Raw genomic sequence first — 17250 nt, forward strand, 5'->3', positions numbered from 1 at the left:
TTACTAGCACTAGGAACGGAGGCGCACGTATGCTGCAAATCGGTGAGATCGCATCCAAGCTGAACAAGCTGGTGCTGACCATTCTCTTGATCGGCCATCAGAAGACCGGTCCCGAATGGGTCAAACCGCTGCATCTCATGCGCTATCATTCCTTCTGGCTGATCGTCAAGGGCAAGGGCGTGTTCACGATCAATGGCACCCCATACCCCGCCGAGCCCGGCAAAATCTTCTTCCATACGCCCGGCATGCACATCGAAAGGGTGAACGATGCCGAGAACCCGCTGGAATACTACTTCTTACGGTTTCATTATACGGAAACTTACTGGGAGAAGGAACAGTGGATTTCCCGCCCTGCGTCGGAGAGCCCGTTTCCCATCGAGGGTGTTCACTCGATCCACAACGCTCCGCAGCTCATTCAGCTTATGGAGCAATTGGACCAGCTGTGGCAGCGCCGGGGACATATGACGGCCATGAGACGCAGCATCCTGCTGCACGAATTCCTGCTCACGCTCCTTCAGGACCTCCGCGCCCAGCAGATTGCCGGGGACACGACGGCGGCCATCGAGCATACGCAGGACTACATGACCTCCCATTACCAGGAGCCGCTGACCCTGGAGGGGCTGGCCCAGATGGCCGGCCTAAGCGTCAGTCACTATTCGCGCCTGTTCAAGAAATCCATCGGCTACAGCCCCATCGAATACCTGACGCATTTGCGGATCGACCGGGCGAAGGAGCTGCTCGCCTTATCCGACTACAGGCTGAAGGCCGTCGCCCACAGCGTCGGTTATTCGGATGAATTCTACTTCAGCCGCATCTTCAAAAAAATCGAGGGCATCTCCCCCCGGGACTATGCCAAGCGCAACCGCCTGGCCCCCTTCGGGGATCCGGGATGAGTCCGTCCTCGCGAACCGGAGGTTATGGCTTTGTCTAACACGCTGCAGCCCCTGCACCACCAGATGCGGTCTCACGTCCGCCTGGTGCGGGGCTGGCTTCCCATGTTTCACATCTGGGCCGCTCAATGGATTCTTACCGGCATGATCCAATGGTACGGCAGCTGGAAGCTTCCGCCCTGGACCCAGCCGGCGTCCGCCATGACGGCCGCTCTAGTCTGCATCGCCATCCTGCTGGTACACGGTTGGCTTCCGGCAGGCGAACGCAACGTATCCGGACTCCGGCTGGCCGCCCTGGCCGCCGTCGTCCCCTTCTGCCTCGCGGCAGGCTCGCTGATGCTGATGGAATATGTGCATGCGGTGAATCCGTTTTTTATGGACTTATTCCGGGCCTTGCTGCTGAGCTGCTTCTTCTCCGTTCTGGGCCTCCTGCTGGGCTTCGAGCTGATGGCCCTGGGAATCTGGCTGTTCGCCTTATCCGCCGTCACCTTCATCCGGTATTTGGGCTTCGCCCCCATGGTGCTGGACGTCATGGGCGGCCTCAGTCTGGCGGCCTGCGGCTGGATCCTCCAGAATTGGACCCGGACCAAGGCCGGAGGCTGATCCGGCGCTGCGCAGAAAATGAACGAGGCTATCCCTGCCCCATCTTCACGGGCTTGGGATAGCCTCTTCAAGCTGTTGCGAACCGGGCAGCGCGACGCCTGCTGCTCTTCAAGGCCATGGGTGGTCTTTATTGGGCGATATCCGCATTCCCCCGCGAATAAAGGCCATGGGCGGCCTTCAGCCGGGCGCAACACTAAGCAGCGCGACGCCTGCTACACTCCAAGGCCATGGATGGCCTTTATTGAGCAATAGCCGCATTCTCCCGCCATTATAGGCCATGGGTGGCCTTCAGCCGGGCGCTGGGCCATGGGCTACTGAAAAGGGACCTCTTTCCCCTCTTTACCTGCCCCTATTTACCGACTCGCCCGTAGACGGGCCGGTGTTGTTTTCTCATTTCGCAACCCATCCGTCTGATCAACGGCACATTTGCCCTTCGTTCATCATCCCCCCCTTCATCAGACTCGATGAAAGGCACTTTTGCCTTTGATTGGGGGGTGAGACTCTCCTTTTCACTTCAACCGGGTAACCAGCGGCACATTTGCCCTTGGTCTCGGAAGTTGGGTTATTTCCGGGCAACCAAAGGCATATATGCCTTTGGTTGCGAGAAGGCCTCGGATATTCTCAAAAAGGAGCCCCCGCCAAGCAGGTATGACCTTGGCGGGGGCTCCCATATTCTTATGCGGCCTTAATCCTTACCGGCCGCCACCGTTGCGGCCTCCCATTCCTTGGAGAGCCGAAGCTTCTGATTCAGGATCTCCCGCTCGCTCCAGGAGAGCCGCTCCGCCATGATGTCGATGACGTCGAGCGCGATGGTCTCGGCCCGTTCCCGGTCGAAGTAGAGCAGCCCCGTCCGCCGGACAAGGAAATCATCCGCATTCAGCACCATCTCCTCCTCGATGCCGTACAGCACCTCCGCCACCAGCGCCCTGTATTCCATCTCCGGGCTCACCGTCTCCACCGGCACCGTACGGCCCGTACGGATGGCTGGGGACGGCGATGGGCGGCTCATCCCGCTCGGGTAGGCCGGCTCCCTTCGACCGGTCGGCTGATGCACCGGCCGGGCGGGGGTCCGGCGGTCCGGCTCTGTCCTCGGGCGGTTCACGGGCTCTGGCCGGACGCCTGAGCGAAGGACCTGCTCCTGCGCCGTACGTGCAGCTGCCGGGCTCTCCGGCACACTTCGGGACGAGTGGGGAGGAAGCTCCCCCGCCGCAGAAGCGGATGCCGAAGCCTGACTCGGCGCTTCGGAGGAACCGGTCTCCGCAAGCCCCGGCTCTCGCGCCGATGCTGCGCCGGGTTCGTCCCGGGCTACAGCTCCGGCTTGGGAGCCACCTTCTTCCGCCATGTCTCCAGCCCCGCTTGCGCCTGTATCGGCGCCTGCTTCCGGATCGGCATCCGCATCCATAGCGTCAGCCGCACCTCGGTCCGATTCAACACCGCCTTCATACCCGTCAATCTCGTTGACGATCTCCAGCGACTCCGAGAAACCTCGCTCATCGTCATTTCCCGCCACAGGCACCCCATCACGCCCTACACTCGGCGCTCCTGGCACTGTCTCTGCCCTCTGCGCACCCGACATTCCATCACGCCCTACGCTCGGCGCTCCCGGCACTATCTCTGCTCTCTGCGCACCCGACATTCCATCACGCATTGCCCTCGGCGCTCCCGGCACTGTCTCTGCCCTCTGCGCACCCGACATTCCATCACGCCCTAGGCTCGGCTCACCCGACGTTCCATCACGCCCTACACTCGGCGTACCCGACACTGCCTTCGGCTCTCCGGGCAATCCTGCACTCGGCGCCTCTGGCACGGCCTCCGCACCCGCCTGCTCCGACTCTCCGGTCTCTTCCGTACCGGATTCGGCCAGCCGAAGCTTCACCAGCTCCTCGAAGCGCTGGTCCATGCCCTCCAGCCGCATGTAGATGTCCGCCGTATTGGAGCCGTACTGCTTCACCAGATAAGCGGCCGTCTTGATGGACAGCCCCTTCTTCACGCCGAGCCGGACCAGCTGGTCCCGAAGCTCCTCGTAGGTTTCGCACCGGCCGCTGTCTCCCCCGCTTAAGGCTTCCTTCGCCGTGGTGCAGGGGCCGAAGGCCTGCCGGCCCTCCTGGGCCAGGCTTGACGCCACCACATCCACCGTCTTCTCCGCCATCTTGCGGAAGCCCGTCAGCTTGCCGCCCGCTATCGTGATGAGTCCCGAAGGCGATTCCCAGATCTCATCCTTGCGGGAAATATCCGAAGGCTTCTTGCCCTCCTCCCGGATCAAGGGGCGAAGTCCCGCCCACATGGCCTCCACGTCGCCAGGCCCTACCTTCACATGGGGGAAGGCGGTCTTGACCGCCTGAAGGAGATAATCCCGGTCGGCTTCCGTGGTCCGGGGCTCGCCCGGGTCTCCGTTATAGACGGTGTCCGTTGTCCCGATATAGGTCTTGCCATCCCGGGGAACCACGAAGATCATCCGCCCGTCCGGCACGTCAAAATAAGCCGCCTGCCGCACCGGCACCTTGCTATGGTCCACAACCAGGTGGACGCCCTTGGTCAGGAGGACCCGCTTGCCCTTCAGCGCATGGTCCTTGGCCCGGAGCAGATCCACCCAGGGACCCGTCGCGTTCACGATCTTCCGGGCGCGGATCTCCACCTCCCGGCCGGTCAGCCGGTCTACGGCGCGGACCCCCGCCACCTTGGAGCGGAAGTAAAAAAACTCCTCCGCCTCCACGTAATTCACCGCCCAGGCACCATGCCGGACGGCGGTCTTCAGCACCTCCACGGTGAGCCTGGCATCGTCGGAGCGGTATTCGTAGTAACGTCCCGCTCCCTTCAGCCCCTCCCGCTTGAGCAGGGGCTCCATGCGGACCGCTTCGTCGGCGTCGGCCATGGTGCGGCGCTCGCTTTTGCGGACACCTGCCAGGCGGTCGTACAGCCAAAGCCCGAAGGAGCTGGACCAATACCCGAAGGTGCCTCCCTTATAGATCGGCAGAAGCATCTGCATGGGCGTGACCATATGGGGCGCATGGCGGTACAGCCACTCCCGCTCCCTCCCCACCTCGCGGACCAGCTTCACCTCGCCCTTCTTCAGATAGCGGAGGCCTCCGTGGATCAGCTTGGTGGACCGACTGCTCGTTCCGAAGGCAAAGTCATTCTGCTCGATCAATACCGTCTTCATGCCCCGCTTGGCCGCATCCCAGGCAATTCCCGCCCCGGTAATACCACCGCCGATGATCAAGAGATCGAACGTGGCCGATTCCAGATCATCCAGAATATCGGACCGTGCAGACGCAGATAATGGCCGGTTCATTCCGTTCCCCTCCTGATGTATAACCCGATTGGAAAATTCCCACTTTATTCATAATTGTACCATGTTTCACAAGAGGAACGGAGTCCTTATTGGAGAAGAATTATGGAAGCATGATCCACTAATCGAAAGGAATGAAGATCTAATGCGCAGAACGGCAACCCTGCTGCTGGCCTCGACCCTGGCACTGGCCGCGGCGGGATGCGGCACCACCGGCAGCAAAGCCGCCAACGCCCCCGTCATCGACGAACAATCCTCCGACCCGGCGGTTCAGAAGGCCGTTACCCTCTACAAGAATCAATGCCTGGTCTGTCACGGACCGATGCTGGAGAAGAGCATGAGCGGGAAGAACAGCGTCTTGAAGGGAATCGGCTCCAAGATGACCAAGGAGCAGATCAGCGACAAGATCATGAAGGGCGGCAGCGGGATGATCGGCTACAAGGACCGGCTGTCCCAGGATGAGGTCAATACCTTAGCCGAGTGGCTCTCCACGAAGAAATAAGAACGGACCGTCCGCAAGGACGGTCTATTCCTCAACCCCTGGCTTCCTCCGCTACGGCATAGGCCGACGCATATTCAGCCGTATGGGTGATGCTCAGATGCACCTTCAACCCGCTCCTTCCGAGCTTGGCCAGCGCAGCCTCCGACAGCCGGACCACCGGCTGCCCCCCGGCCGACGGGAGCACCTCCACGTCCTGGAAGCCGGTAGCAGCGCTGATGCCCGTCCCCAAGGCCTTCACCACCGCCTCCTTGGCGGCGAACCGGCCGGCCACGAACTCCGTCAGCCTTCCCTGTCTCTCCGCCGACAGCCTTCGCTCCTCCGGGGTCAATACCCGCTCGATGAAGCGTCGGCCGCCCGGCTCCTCCAGCAGGCGCCGGATCCGCCCGATCTCCACCAGGTCCGTTCCAATTCCGATGATCACAACCCGTTCCTCCGTTACGCCGTTTTCACCAGTTTACACTATACAGGATGCAGAAAGAAGGTTTCCGCCCTATGAAATTCGCAGGAATCTGTCTCATTACCAAGGATGTGCCCGCTCTGGTCCGGTTCTACACCGACGTGCTCCGGGCAGAAGCGGACGGAGACGACACCCACGCCGATCTGCACATCGACGGGAGCATCTTCTCCATTTTCTCCGAGCAAGGAATGGAGGGGATGGCTCCCGGGTCCATGGCGGGCGCCGGAACCGGCTCCTTTACGATCAGCTTCCGGGTGCAGGAAGTGGACGCGGAATACGAGCGCCTGAAGGCTCTTGGGGTCCCCTTCGTCAAGCTGCCGGCCACCCACCCTTGGGGGGCCCGTTCCTTCTGGTTCCGGGACCCGGACGGGAACATCGTCAACTTTTTCCACGACGGGAGGTAAGCCGCCCGTTCCTGCAGTCTGCCCAAAAAGCCGTCCTCCCCTTGCTGCTATTCAACCTGCAGCTTGAGGGAGGACGGCCAAAGGCCGTGCCCTATAGGTGCGCACGCCGGCGTGTCAGAACCCTTAGATGCCAGGGATCGGCGCGCGTTTGTGCTCCGTCTTCAGATATTGCTTCTCCAGCTTCTCGCGGGCTTCCTCCGGTATGGCCTTGCCCTCCAGATAATCGCTGTTGTCGCCGTAGGTAATGCCGAGCTCCCCTTCATCCGTCTGCCCGTCCCACAAACCGGCCGTGGGAGCCTTGTCCAGAATCGGCTGCGGCACGCCCAGCTTGGAGGCCAATTGGCGCACCTGGCGCTTATTCAGCGAGGACAGCGGCGTGATGTCCACGGCCCCGTCGCCGTACTTGGTGAAGAAGCCCGTGATGGCCTCAGAGGCATGGTCGGTGCCCACCACCAGCAGATTCAGATCGAAGGCCAGCGCATACTGCAGAACCATACGGGTCCGGGCCTTCACGTTGCCCTTGCCGCCGCGGCTCAGATGCTGGTGGATGCCGATGGATTTCAACCCGAATTCGGCCTCCAGCACGATCTCGTTCACCGCATCCTCAATGTTGGTCTCAATCCGGTACTTCAGGCCGAAGGCCTCCGCCACCGAATAGCTGTCCTCGATGTCCACCTGCTCGCCATAGGGCTGGAACACGCCGACGGTTTTGTATTCCTTGCCGGTCTCGGCGGTCAGCTCATCGGTGGCCCTCTTGCACAGACCTGTAGCCACCGCGCTGTCGATCCCGCCCGAGATGGCGATCAAGAGGCCGGCGGTGCCGGATTTTTGCACATAACCTTTAAGAAAATCGATCCGCTTGCGGATCTCCTCGTCCACATCGATGACCGGCTTCACGCCCAGCCGCGCGATGATTTCTTCCTGCAGGCTCATAACTCCATCCATCCTCTCTTCATCTTCGGTCTAACATCTCTATGTATCCTTGGTGCGTGTGAGGAAACCTCACTTCAACGTGCTGCATGCTTCTAGTATAGACCACCGGAACCAGATTTCAAGAGCATCACCCGAGGACAGCCATACCGCGCATCCCCTACACGCCAAAAAATCCGTTTCCTGTATACAGGAAACGGATTCGGCCGCCCCGGCTCAGCCGCGGCAGTATTCGTCGAAGATGCCCTTCAGCTCCGCTGCGATCTCGGAGGCCGTACGGTCCTCGATGCTGTGGCGCTGGATGAAGTGGACCAGCTGGCCGTCCTTCATCAAGGCGATGGATGGGGAGGACGGCGGGTAAGGAGCGAAGTATTCGCGGGCCTTGGCGGTGGCTTCCTTATCCTGTCCGGCGAAGACCGTGAACAGATGGTCCGGCACGACCTCGTGCTGGAGCGCCTGGGCCACGCCCGGACGGCAGTTGCCGGCCGCACAGCCGCACACGGAATTGACGACGACCAGCGCCGTGCCCTTGGCATTCTCCAGGTTCTCGGTCACTTCCTCCGGCGTCCGCAGCTCCTTCACGCCCAGGCGGGTCAGCTCATCCCGCATCGGCTGGATCACATCGCGCATATAAGCATCAAACGTCATCGACATGTATAATCCACTCCTTAAACAAATTATCATATCAAAATGTTTCTTAAGTAATATTATACATGCCGAATCCCCTCATGCAACTATATCGCCCCGCCGCACGATTTATTCCTTCTCCCCGCCCTTGGCCTTGGAGCCGCTCTCGCCCTTCGCCGGACTGTTGAAGGCCGGATAGGCCACATCCTTGTCCGGGTGCATGAAGATGCCGCCTTGCGGCGGGATCCCCTTCTCGAAGTAATCCCGGTTCTCCTGAGTATGGAACCCGATGTCCTTGAAGGGATGCACCCATTGGTCTCCCGCCATGATGGAGGGATCCGTATCCTTCGACCAATGGTTCAGAGGGGATTCCGGAGAGTCGTAATCATGATCTCCGATGGTCACCCCGTACTCATTGACGAAGGGCTCCTGCGGTCCCCGTCCTTCGCGGAACTGGGGCAAAAACTCGATCTCGAACGGATCCAGGTCCTGGCGCTCCTCCCCGCTCCGTCCGCTTTCCTTGCCGGTACGCTTCCCGTCCGCCATGGAAGAAGCACCTCTCTTCTATTCCGCCGGATGGTTGGGTCCGTCGATTTTTTTGTCCTCGGCGGTCTTGTCCCGGTTGGCCTTGAAGTCCGTGGTCTTCAGCGGATCCTTCGTCTTCTCCATCTTGGAAGTGCCTTTGTCTGCCATGTTCATCATCTCCTTGGATGTTATCATGGTGCACTTCTAGTATGCTCCGCCAGAAACGGAAGTATGAAGGAGCGTTCAGAGCGCTCCCATGATCCAGCCGCCTGCAGCGGCCACGGCTACAAGCGCCCAGGGCGGCAGCCTCCAGAATACGAAGAGGCCGAACAGCGCCAAGGCCAAGGCCATATCCCGAGGCTCCCTCACCGCTTCGGTGAATACGGGGCGGTACAAGGCGGCCAGGAGAATGCCCACCACCGCTGCATTAACTCCCTTGAGCGCCCCCTGAACCGTGGCTCTCCGGCGCAGGCCGCTCCAGAAGGGCAGTGCTCCGGCCACCAGCAGGAAGGCCGGCAGGAAGATGGCGGCCGTAGCCAAGATAGCTCCGAGCCAGCCCCGGGCGATCATGCCCAGATACGCGGCGAAGGTGAACAACGGGCCCGGAACGGCCTGCGCCGCGGCGTACCCGGCCAGGAATTGCTCCTTGGCCACCCATCCCACGGGCACTACTACCCGCTCCAAGAGCGGCAGCACGACGTGTCCGCCGCCGAATACCAGGGCGCCGGAACGGTAGAAGCCGTCGAATAGGGCCATTGCGTCCGAGCCTGTCCACGCCGCCAGCACCGGCAGGGCTACCAGCAGCAAGCCGAACAGCCCAAGGAAGGCACCGCCCATCCTTCGGCTTACCCGAACCTCCAGAGCCGCACCCGCACCCGGCTGTTCTCCCCGGAACAGCAGCCGGCCGGCAAGCCCTGCCGCTGCAATGACCGCCACTTGGGACCAGGCCGAATCCCATAGGAACAAGACCGCCGAAGCGGCTAACGCGATGGTGGCCCGGCTCCGGTCCGGCGCCAGGCTCTTCCCCATGCCCCAGACGGCCTGGGCCACAACGACTACCGCCGCCAGCTTCAAGCCATGGATCCAGCCTGCCCCCGCCAGGTCATAGGACCGGAACAAGAGCGCGAACAGCGCCAGCAGCAGCACTGACGGCAGCGTGAAGCCGACCCACGCCGCCAACGCCCCCGGCAGCCCTGCCCGAAGCAGCCCGATTCCGATTCCCACCTGGCTGCTGGCCGGTCCGGGAAGAAACTGGCACAAGGCCACCAGGTCGGCATAGGCCCCGTCGTCCAGCCATTTTCTCCGCTTGACATACTCCTCCCGGAAGTAGCCCAAGTGGGCCGCCGGCCCGCCGAAGGAGGTCAATCCCAGCTTGGCCGACACCTTGAAGATCTCCCAACTCTTCCCCGTCAAACCGCATCCCTCCGCTGCTTTATGGTCTGCCGCCCGGCACCAGAGGCATCCGAACGGTGAATGTCATCCCTTCATGCAACCGGCTATCCATCTCGATGGATCCTTGATGGTGATTCTGGATGATATTGTGGGTCATGATTTTCTCTTATTGTACAGCCTGCTTTCTCGCCCCGGCAACCGAAGTTCCTGACTTGGTATATTCTGCATAGACCTGGCCCATACTACCATCCAAAAGTTTCAGCCTGCCCCTCTTGCGCGATCGGACCGCTTGACGGACGTGCACGGGTGTAGCACTATTAGTGAAGCTGTTATGCCTGATCGGAGGATTGATCGGATTGTCTATTTATGATGTCATCGTAGTCGGAGCCGGCTCGGCCGGCTTAATGGCCAGCATTGCGGCCAGCCGGCACGGAGCCCGCACTCTTCTCTTGGACAAGGGGGATAAGCTGGGCCGCAAGCTAGGAATCTCCGGCGGAGGGCGCTGCAACGTTACGAACGCCAAGGAGCAGGACGAGCTGATCCGGCATATTCCCGGCAACGGTCGGTTTCTGTACAGCGCCCTCTCCATCTTCGGCAACCGGGATATCATCGCCTTCTTCGAAGAGATGGGGATCCGATTGAAGGAAGAGGATAACGGCCGGATGTTCCCTGTGACGGACAAGGCCAAGACCGTGGTGGATGCCCTGGTCAACCGCGCCCGCTCCCAAGGCGTGGAGATCCGCACCAATCACCCCGTTGCGGAGGTACTGTACGGAGAGGGACGCGTCGAGGGCGTCCGGCTCCGCTCGGGGGAGACGCTGCGAGCCAGGGCGGTCATCGTGGCCGTTGGCGGCAAGTCCGTTCCCCATACCGGATCCGAGGGGGACGGGTATGCTTGGGCGGAATCGGCGGGCCACACCATTACCGAGCTGTTCCCGACGGAGGTGCCCTTGGTGTCTAAGGAGGCCTTCATCCAGAGCAAGGAGCTGCAGGGCCTATCCCTGAGAAATATCGAGGCGACGGTCTGGAATCCGAAGGATAAGAAGGTCGTGACGCACCGAGGCGACCTGATCTTCACCCACTTCGGCTTGTCCGGCCCGGCGGCGCTGCGCTGCAGCCAATTCATCTACAAGGTGCGGAAGCAATTCGAAGTCCCGACGGTCCGGGTGACCCTTGATTTATTCCCGGAGGACCGTCCGGAGGACCTCTATGAGCGGATGACCGACCTTGCCCGTTCGGAGCCCAAGAAAGCGCTGAAAAATGTGCTGAAGGGCTATCTTCCGGAGCGGATGATCCCCGTTCTGTTCAAGAAATCCGGACTTCGGGAGGACCTTACCTTCGACAATCTCCCCAAGCAGCCGATGCTGACGCTGGCATCCGTTGTGAAGGCGTTCCCGGTGCAGATCTCAGGGACCTTGTCCATCGAGGAAGCCTTCGTCACCGGAGGCGGCGTCCAGCTGAAGGAGATCGATCCCGGCACCATGGAATCCAAGCTGATGGGCGGGCTGTACTTCTGCGGGGAAATACTCGATATCCACGGCTATACGGGGGGATATAACATTACGGCCGCCTTTTCCACCGGTTATACGGCCGGCCTTCATGCCGCACAAGCTGCAGCCCTCCCCTCCTAGCTTTCCAGGGGAAGAAGCAGCGTGAAGCAGGTGCCGGCACCCTCCTCGCTCTGGACCGTGATGGAGCCTCCGTGCTCGCGGATGATCTTGTGTGCGATGGCAAGGCCCAACCCGGTGCCGTCCGGCTTGGTCGTGAAGAACGGATCGAAGATTCGAGGGATGTGGGCGGCGGGAATCCCGATGCCGGTATCACAGATGAGAATCCGGCCGTACTCTTCCGACCTGTCCAGCTTGATGGAGATTTCTCCCCGGTCCTTCATGGCATCCAAGGCGTTCTTGATCAGGTTGATCAGCACTTGAGCGATCTTGTCCTGATCGCACAGCACCTTCAAGGGACTCTGACTCCAGAGACGTACGTTTAGCTGATGGCCGCAGGACACGATTTCCGGCTCCGTCATCTGGATGCACCTGTCGACCAGTATCTCCAGATAGGTCACTTGATGCTGCTGCGCCTTCGGCTTGGAGTACTGCAGGAACTCCTGGGTCAGCAGCACCATCCGATCGATCTCGCTCATGATCAAGCCATACCAGCGGTTCAGGTCTCCGCTGTCCTTCGCAATCTGCAGGAAGCCCTTCACCGTCGTCAGCGGATTGCGGATCTCATGGGCCATCCCCGCCGCCAGTTCCCCCAGCGCCCGCCGCTTCTCCGCCACGAAGAGCCGCTCCTGCTCCTGCTCCCACTTGTTCTTGTTCAGCTGCTGGAGCTTCCGCTCCGTCTCCTCCAGCAGCTCCACCGCCGTCATTCCATCCTCCGGGAAGCCTGAACAAGCCGTTACTAAATCCAGCTGATACTTGCCGCGAAGCTTGGCCGCCAGCCGCTCGAGCACATCTTCAGCCCCTTCTCCGCCGTCGTTCCGGGGGAGGACGAAGCAGAAGGTGCAGCCTCCCAATCTGGAGAGAGACTGCTGCCCGGGGATCTCCTCCCGAATCTCCAGGGGGATGCTGTGCAGAAGCTCCCGGGAACTCTCCACCCCTCCGTTCCATGACGGATGCCGGTTGTGCGCGCATTCGATGAGCAGGAGATCGAAGCTGGCTTTGGCCTTGGAGGCTCTCCCAATATGTCCGTTCAGCTGGCTGATCAGCCCGAAATAGTTGAAGATCCCCGTCACATAATCCATCTCCGAGGCTTCCTTGATCTTGCGGTTGACGATCTTGGCGCTTCGCAGACTCATGCCCAGATAGAGACAGACTCCGCTGAAGAGCAGCATGGCGGACCATTCGAATATCAGCAGACAGAGGAGCCTTGGCTTATCGGCCGTCACCCAGATCATGGCGGCGGAAGCGAGAGTCATGCTGTACAGGTTCATGATCAGCCATTTTTTCCAGAGGGAAATCGTGCATCGGCCGAGCCAGGAGAAGCCGGCTCCTACACATAAGGCTACGGCTGCCGACAGGTACGAGGTGAAGGTTAACGGAAACGCCAGCAGACGGGTGCACAGGAGAACGAAGGAAGCGATCAGAGTCGGTAATGCACCGGCGAAGAGGGAGGATAAGAGAAGCGGAATATACCGAAGGTCCATGATGACGTTATTGGGGCCATGGATGGTGAAGAAGAGGCTGAGCGAGGACAGGAAGCCGTAAGCGAGCCCATAGACCACGCGTTGGGAGAGCCGGGAATGCCTCGTGACCACATGGTCTCCCGACAGCTTGTCGATGATGAAGATATTCGCAACCATCATGCAACCGTTAATGTAAAATTCCGATATCATACAACCTCCCCGATTACCTGACGGAAGTGTGGATTATCCATGTACGGCATAGCCTTTTGGGGAAAATTCCCATCCAGTTAGTACAATATAACTAAAGTGTTAGGAAAATATTAGTTTATTGAAAATATTAACTTGCCTGATCTGATCTGACGGAAAACAGCGTATATTCGACAACAAACAGCAAAAAGCACCCCCCTGGGTGGAGGATGCTCTTAGGCTGTGCCGAGTTCGCAGCTACATGGTTCCGCCGCCTTGGCGGACCTCGGGGGAAATGGTTTCGGGACCGTGATTGATGAACCGGTTAATGAACGAGCCGAGCTTCGCCTCGTCGTAAGCGGGCAGCTCCATCGTCTTCGTCCATGCCGCCGCCACGATATCCTTGCCCGCCGGCAGGTCCTGCGTCGGTACGGCCAAGATACCGGACCCCGCCTTGCGGTAACGGACCAGCTCCTTCAGCTTGTCCGTCAGCTCCGGTGCCGCATCCGGGCGATAGTAGAGAATGATGTCTCCGTGCTCCAGGTTATGGACCAAGAGCTCGTAGCCCGGCTTCGCGGTGTAGAACCCGTACTTCAGATCATGGGGACTGTGGGTGCCCGAGGTGGGGATGGCCATCTCGTACTTAACCGGATTGTCCGTATGCCCTGCGCCGTAATCCTTGTCGTTCGTCACTTCGATGGCCGCTTCATGCGGAAGCTTCTCCACATCGAATCGGCCGGTATTGTACCGGATTCCTCCTATCCCGGACAGCACGATACCCAGGATCAGCAGCAAGACGGAGGACCATGCTAGAATCGTCTTGCGCTTCCTGATCCTGCTCCGCTGCTCTTTCCGGAGATGACTGGCCGTTTCACTGCCGAGTGCGGACCGAAAGCCGAAGCCCGCCAGCGACAGGACCGCCAGGATGCCCCCCGTCCATAGTAAAATCAGGTTAACCATGCTCCCCCTCCTCCGATAATGGTTTTATTCGAATATAATAACGTTTATTAATAAACTTATCAAATGGAAGTTACTGTACAAAACAATGCCTCACATAGCAAAAAGACCGCATCATCTGCGGTCTTCTTCTCCTGAAAGCCTATCCCACTCCGGCTCCCATGCCATAACCCGATTCCGGCCGGTGTTCTTCGCCCGATACAAGGCCAGATCCGCTTCCTGCAGAAGCCTCTCCGGGTGCTGCTCGGACGTCGCATCCGGGATATGGACCGCCACCCCCACACTAACGGTTACGCGGTCCGATACTAAGGATGAGGCATGCGGCACCGCCAAAGCCTCGACGGAGCCCCGGACTTCCTCCGCTACCTCCAGCGCCCGTTCCCTTCCCATGGCGGGCAGCACGACGGCAAATTCCTCTCCCCCGTACCGGGCTGCAAAGCCTCCCGCCAAGGAAGCGGTCGTCTCAAGCACCGCCGCCACCTGCTTCAGACACTGATCGCCGACCATATGCCCGTAGGTATCGTTATAGGGCTTGAAGCAATCGATATCCAGGAAGAGCAGTGCCATGGGATCCTCGTGGAGCTTGACCTGGTCCCATGTGATCCGGAAGAAGGCGTCGAAGCCTCTCCGGTTCGCGATCCCTGTCAGACCGTCGGAAACCGACAGCTTCTCCAGCTTCCGGTTAGCCTCCAGCAGCTTGCGCTCCGATTCCTTGCGCAGCGTAATGTCGCGGACAAAGCACAAGCAGACGGACTCTCCGTGAAGCTTGAAGATCCGGCCGGACACCTCCACCGGGATGGTTCGGCCTCCCCTGGCGATCATGCCCCATTCGAAGGTATGACGTCCCTGCTTGCGGAACTCGGCTATGATTCCGGGGAGCCGGTGAAGATAGGCCGGATCGTACAGGTCGGAGGGATTCCGCGCCATTAACTCCTCCCGGGTATACCCCAAAACCTGGCATGCCATCTCGTTGATATCCAGGAAACGCCCGGGGCCGGGACCGAGGTCTGCTGCCCCGGGCTCCAAGTCGACCAGGAAGACGCTGTCCTGCGCGCTGTGGAAGAGCTGCCGGTAGGTCTCCTCCCGGTAATGGAGCTTCTTGTAAAGCTTGTGGAACCGGGTCAGGACCATATGAAGCTGGCAGCAGAGCCAGCCTACCGGAAGTGCCGTCAGCCAGTAGGCGACCAGAAGCTTCCAGAAGGTTTCCGCATCCTGAATCACGATGATGTAAACGACGGTGGTGACCAGTCCGCAATAGAGAAGAGCCTTGTAGAAGGCACCGGGCTTCAAGGAGGCTTTATTCAGAATCCAGGCGGCGCCTAAGGCCGTGATCACGGAGCTGACGGAGCCCACCACCGAGGCATAATAGATTCCCCCGAAAGCGAACCGGGTGATGCCGATTATAACGGCCGTCGTCAGCGCGGCGGGCATGCCGCCCAAGGCGGCCGCCATGAGGATGGCCAGACTCCGCAGGTCCATCCGGACCAGACCTTCGACGATGATCGCGTTGGACAATAACCCGATCCCGGCCAGACCGAACACCAGACCCGTGAGAAGCGGTGACGGCCCTTTTTCCACGCCCTTGCGGGCTTGGAGGTGGAACAGGTAGAGATAATAAGCGAAGACGCATAACAGCAGGATGGCGGCATTGAAGGCAAAATCCTTAACCATGTCGAAAACACCTCATGTAGCAACCCGAATGAGTGCTGAAATTCGACATGATATGATACGATTCCTCTAGACAAATGATGGTTTATGACGAATTTAGAGGGATTTTAGCGGAATTTCATCAAACGTTCGATTTCACCCGATCAAATCAGCAAATTAAACAGCACCGGATCCTTGTTCAGCTCAATAAAGGCGATGCCCTTACGGTTCATCCGTTCGATCAGAGGCTCGTAATCCTCCCGGCGCTTCAGCTCGATGCCGACCAGAGCCGGACCGTTGTCCTTGTTGTGCTTCTTGGTATATTCGAAGCGGACGATGTCGTCGTCCGGCCCCAGCACCTCGTCGAGGAATTCACGAAGAGCCCCTGCCCGCTGCGGGAAGTTAACGGTAAAATAATGCTTCAGCCCTTCGTGGATCAGCGAGCGCTCCTTGATCTCCTGCATCCGGTCGATGTCGTTGTTGCCTCCGCTTACGACGCATACCACCCGCTTGCCGCGGATCTCGTCCTTATACCGCTCCAGCGCTGCAATCGGCAATGCGCCTGCCGGCTCGGCGACAATCGCGTTATGGTTGTACAGCTCCAGGATGGTGGTGCAGACCTTGCCCTCCGGGACCAGAACGATGTCGTCCAGCACCTCCTTGCAGATGCCGAAACACAGCTGCCCGACCCGCTTGACAGCGGCACCGTCCACGAACTTGTCGATCTGCGGCAGCGTCACGACCTCCTGCCGGGCCAGCGCCTCCGTCATGGAGGCTGCGCCTTCCGGCTCCACGCCGATGACCTTGGTTCCCGGACTGATCGTCTTCACGTACGCTCCCGTGCCGGCCGACAATCCGCCGCCGCCGATGGTGACGAACAGGTAGTCCACCGGTCCGTTGGCGTCTTCCATGATCTCCATGCCGACGGTTCCGTTGCCGGCGATGATCCTCGCATCATCGAAGGGGTGGATGAAAACCATGCCTTCGGATTCGCAGGTCTTCATGGCCTCGGCGAAGGCGTCGTCGAAGGTATCGCCGGTCAGGATCACTTCCACGCTGCTGCCTCCGAACATCTTCACCTGGCTAACCTTCTGGCCGGGGGTGGTGCTGGGCATGTAGATTTTGCCCCGGATCCCCAGACGGTTGCAGGAATAGGCTACCCCCTGGGCATGGTTGCCCGCGCTGGCGCAGACGATCCCCCGGCCCCGCTCCTCGTCCGACAGGCTCTTGATCTTATGATAGGCGCCTCGGATCTTGAAGGAGCGGACCACCTGCAGATCCTCCCGCTTCAGATATACCTCGCAGCCGTACTTGCCCGATAGATACGGGTCCCTCATCGTCGGCGTCCGGATAATCACTTCCTTCAGCACGTGATGGGCCAGCACGATATCCGCCATCCCCACCGTAGCCCCCGTTGTCGCTTGATCCATCTCCATCAACCTCTTCCTTCCCGCATATAAAAATGCAAAAAATCCCGTCCCCTAAGGGACGAGATATTCTCTCGCGTAACCACCCTTGTTCCCGGCTCTCCCTGCTCATGTGAACGGGGTAGGTCCGGGCTCCTCATCTTCGCACTCTTCTGATGCGCGTCCCGTATAACGGCGGGCTTCCGGCACGGCTTACTGGCGCCCGGGGGCGGTTCGGCCGGCTTCTCGGAGATGATATTCGGCCTTCCTCTCAACACCGGCTTGCAGCGGGATACCGGCTCTCT

General features: G+C 60.1%; 16 protein-coding genes. 5 read left to right on the plus strand and 11 right to left on the minus strand.

Features of this window, described 5'->3' with window-relative positions:
* Positions 1-29: 29 nt before the first annotated feature.
* Both ACSEXW_RS19035 and ACSEXW_RS19040 read left to right on the plus strand, forming a co-directional pair.
* Entirely contained in the window at positions 30-893 is an 864-nt protein-coding gene (locus ACSEXW_RS19035; RefSeq protein ID WP_438447755.1) for a helix-turn-helix domain-containing protein, read from the plus strand.
* A 30-nt stretch (positions 894-923) separates the two neighbouring features.
* Positions 924-1493, plus strand: a complete 570-nt coding sequence (locus ACSEXW_RS19040) for a hypothetical protein (protein ID WP_438447756.1) — start codon at positions 924-926, stop codon at positions 1491-1493.
* Between the two features lie 685 nt (positions 1494-2178).
* On the opposite strand, the gene ACSEXW_RS19045 is transcribed toward ACSEXW_RS19040, so the two are convergent.
* Positions 2179-4785, minus strand: a complete 2607-nt coding sequence (locus ACSEXW_RS19045; protein WP_438447757.1) for an FAD-dependent oxidoreductase — start codon at positions 4783-4785, stop codon at positions 2179-2181.
* Positions 4786-4927: 142 nt separating this feature from the next.
* Between ACSEXW_RS19045 and ACSEXW_RS19050 the strand changes: the two genes are divergently transcribed.
* The gene (locus ACSEXW_RS19050) at positions 4928-5284 is read left to right on the plus strand and encodes a c-type cytochrome (protein WP_438447758.1); all 357 of its coding nucleotides are present in this window, start codon (positions 4928-4930) and stop codon (positions 5282-5284) included.
* Between the two features lie 31 nt (positions 5285-5315).
* Here ACSEXW_RS19050 and acpS read toward each other — a convergent pair whose 3' ends face one another.
* Positions 5316-5705, minus strand: a complete 390-nt coding sequence (gene acpS / locus ACSEXW_RS19055) for a holo-ACP synthase (protein ID WP_438447759.1) — start codon at positions 5703-5705, stop codon at positions 5316-5318.
* Between the two features lie 71 nt (positions 5706-5776).
* On the opposite strand from acpS, the gene ACSEXW_RS19060 reads away from it, so the two are divergent.
* Positions 5777-6145, plus strand: a complete 369-nt coding sequence (locus tag ACSEXW_RS19060) for a VOC family protein (RefSeq protein WP_438447760.1) — start codon at positions 5777-5779, stop codon at positions 6143-6145.
* Positions 6146-6268: 123 nt separating this feature from the next.
* Here the strand turns inward: ACSEXW_RS19060 and nadE are convergent, their stop codons facing one another.
* The 5 genes from nadE to chrA all read right to left on the minus strand — a co-directional run bounded on the left by nadE (position 6269) and on the right by chrA (position 9640).
* Positions 6269-7078, minus strand: coding sequence for an NAD(+) synthase (nadE, locus tag ACSEXW_RS19065; protein WP_438447761.1), 810 nt, complete (start codon positions 7076-7078; stop codon positions 6269-6271).
* 213 nt (positions 7079-7291) lie between these two features.
* Positions 7292-7729 (minus strand): BrxA/BrxB family bacilliredoxin, encoded by a 438-nt coding sequence (locus ACSEXW_RS19070; RefSeq protein WP_438447762.1) that lies wholly within the window; start codon positions 7727-7729, stop codon positions 7292-7294.
* 102 nt (positions 7730-7831) lie between these two features.
* Entirely contained in the window at positions 7832-8248 is a 417-nt protein-coding gene (locus ACSEXW_RS19075; protein WP_438447763.1) for a DUF3905 domain-containing protein, read from the minus strand.
* A gap of 18 nt (positions 8249-8266) precedes the next feature.
* A complete protein-coding gene (locus ACSEXW_RS19080) occupies positions 8267-8395 on the minus strand; it encodes a hypothetical protein (protein ID WP_438447764.1) in 129 nt (42 codons plus the stop codon).
* Between the two features lie 75 nt (positions 8396-8470).
* A complete protein-coding gene (gene chrA, locus ACSEXW_RS19085) occupies positions 8471-9640 on the minus strand; it encodes a chromate efflux transporter (protein WP_438447765.1) in 1170 nt (389 codons plus the stop codon).
* Between the two features lie 383 nt (positions 9641-10023).
* Here chrA and ACSEXW_RS19090 point away from each other — a divergent pair, with 383 nt between their 5' ends.
* Positions 10024-11250 (plus strand): BaiN/RdsA family NAD(P)/FAD-dependent oxidoreductase, encoded by a 1227-nt coding sequence (locus tag ACSEXW_RS19090; protein WP_438447855.1) that lies wholly within the window; start codon positions 10024-10026, stop codon positions 11248-11250.
* Here ACSEXW_RS19090 and ACSEXW_RS19095 read toward each other — a convergent pair.
* From ACSEXW_RS19095 to ilvA, 4 genes are all read right to left on the minus strand, one after another.
* Positions 11247-12959, minus strand: coding sequence for an ATP-binding protein (locus tag ACSEXW_RS19095; protein ID WP_438447766.1), 1713 nt, complete (start codon positions 12957-12959; stop codon positions 11247-11249). The genes ACSEXW_RS19090 and ACSEXW_RS19095 overlap by 4 nt on opposite strands.
* Positions 12960-13193: 234 nt before the next feature.
* Complete coding sequence (locus tag ACSEXW_RS19100; RefSeq protein WP_438447767.1) at positions 13194-13895, minus strand: DUF3105 domain-containing protein; 702 nt, start codon at positions 13893-13895, stop codon at positions 13194-13196.
* Between the two features lie 111 nt (positions 13896-14006).
* Positions 14007-15563 (minus strand): diguanylate cyclase, encoded by a 1557-nt coding sequence (locus tag ACSEXW_RS19105; protein WP_438447768.1) that lies wholly within the window; start codon positions 15561-15563, stop codon positions 14007-14009.
* A 140-nt stretch (positions 15564-15703) separates the two neighbouring features.
* Positions 15704-16975, minus strand: coding sequence for a threonine ammonia-lyase IlvA (gene ilvA, locus ACSEXW_RS19110; RefSeq protein ID WP_438447769.1), 1272 nt, complete (start codon positions 16973-16975; stop codon positions 15704-15706).
* Between the last annotated feature and the right edge of the window lie 275 nt (positions 16976-17250).

It is taken from the genome of Oryzibacillus soli (genome assembly GCF_051594765.1).
Classification (GTDB): domain Bacteria; phylum Bacillota; class Bacilli; order Paenibacillales; family NBRC-103111; genus Paenibacillus_AR.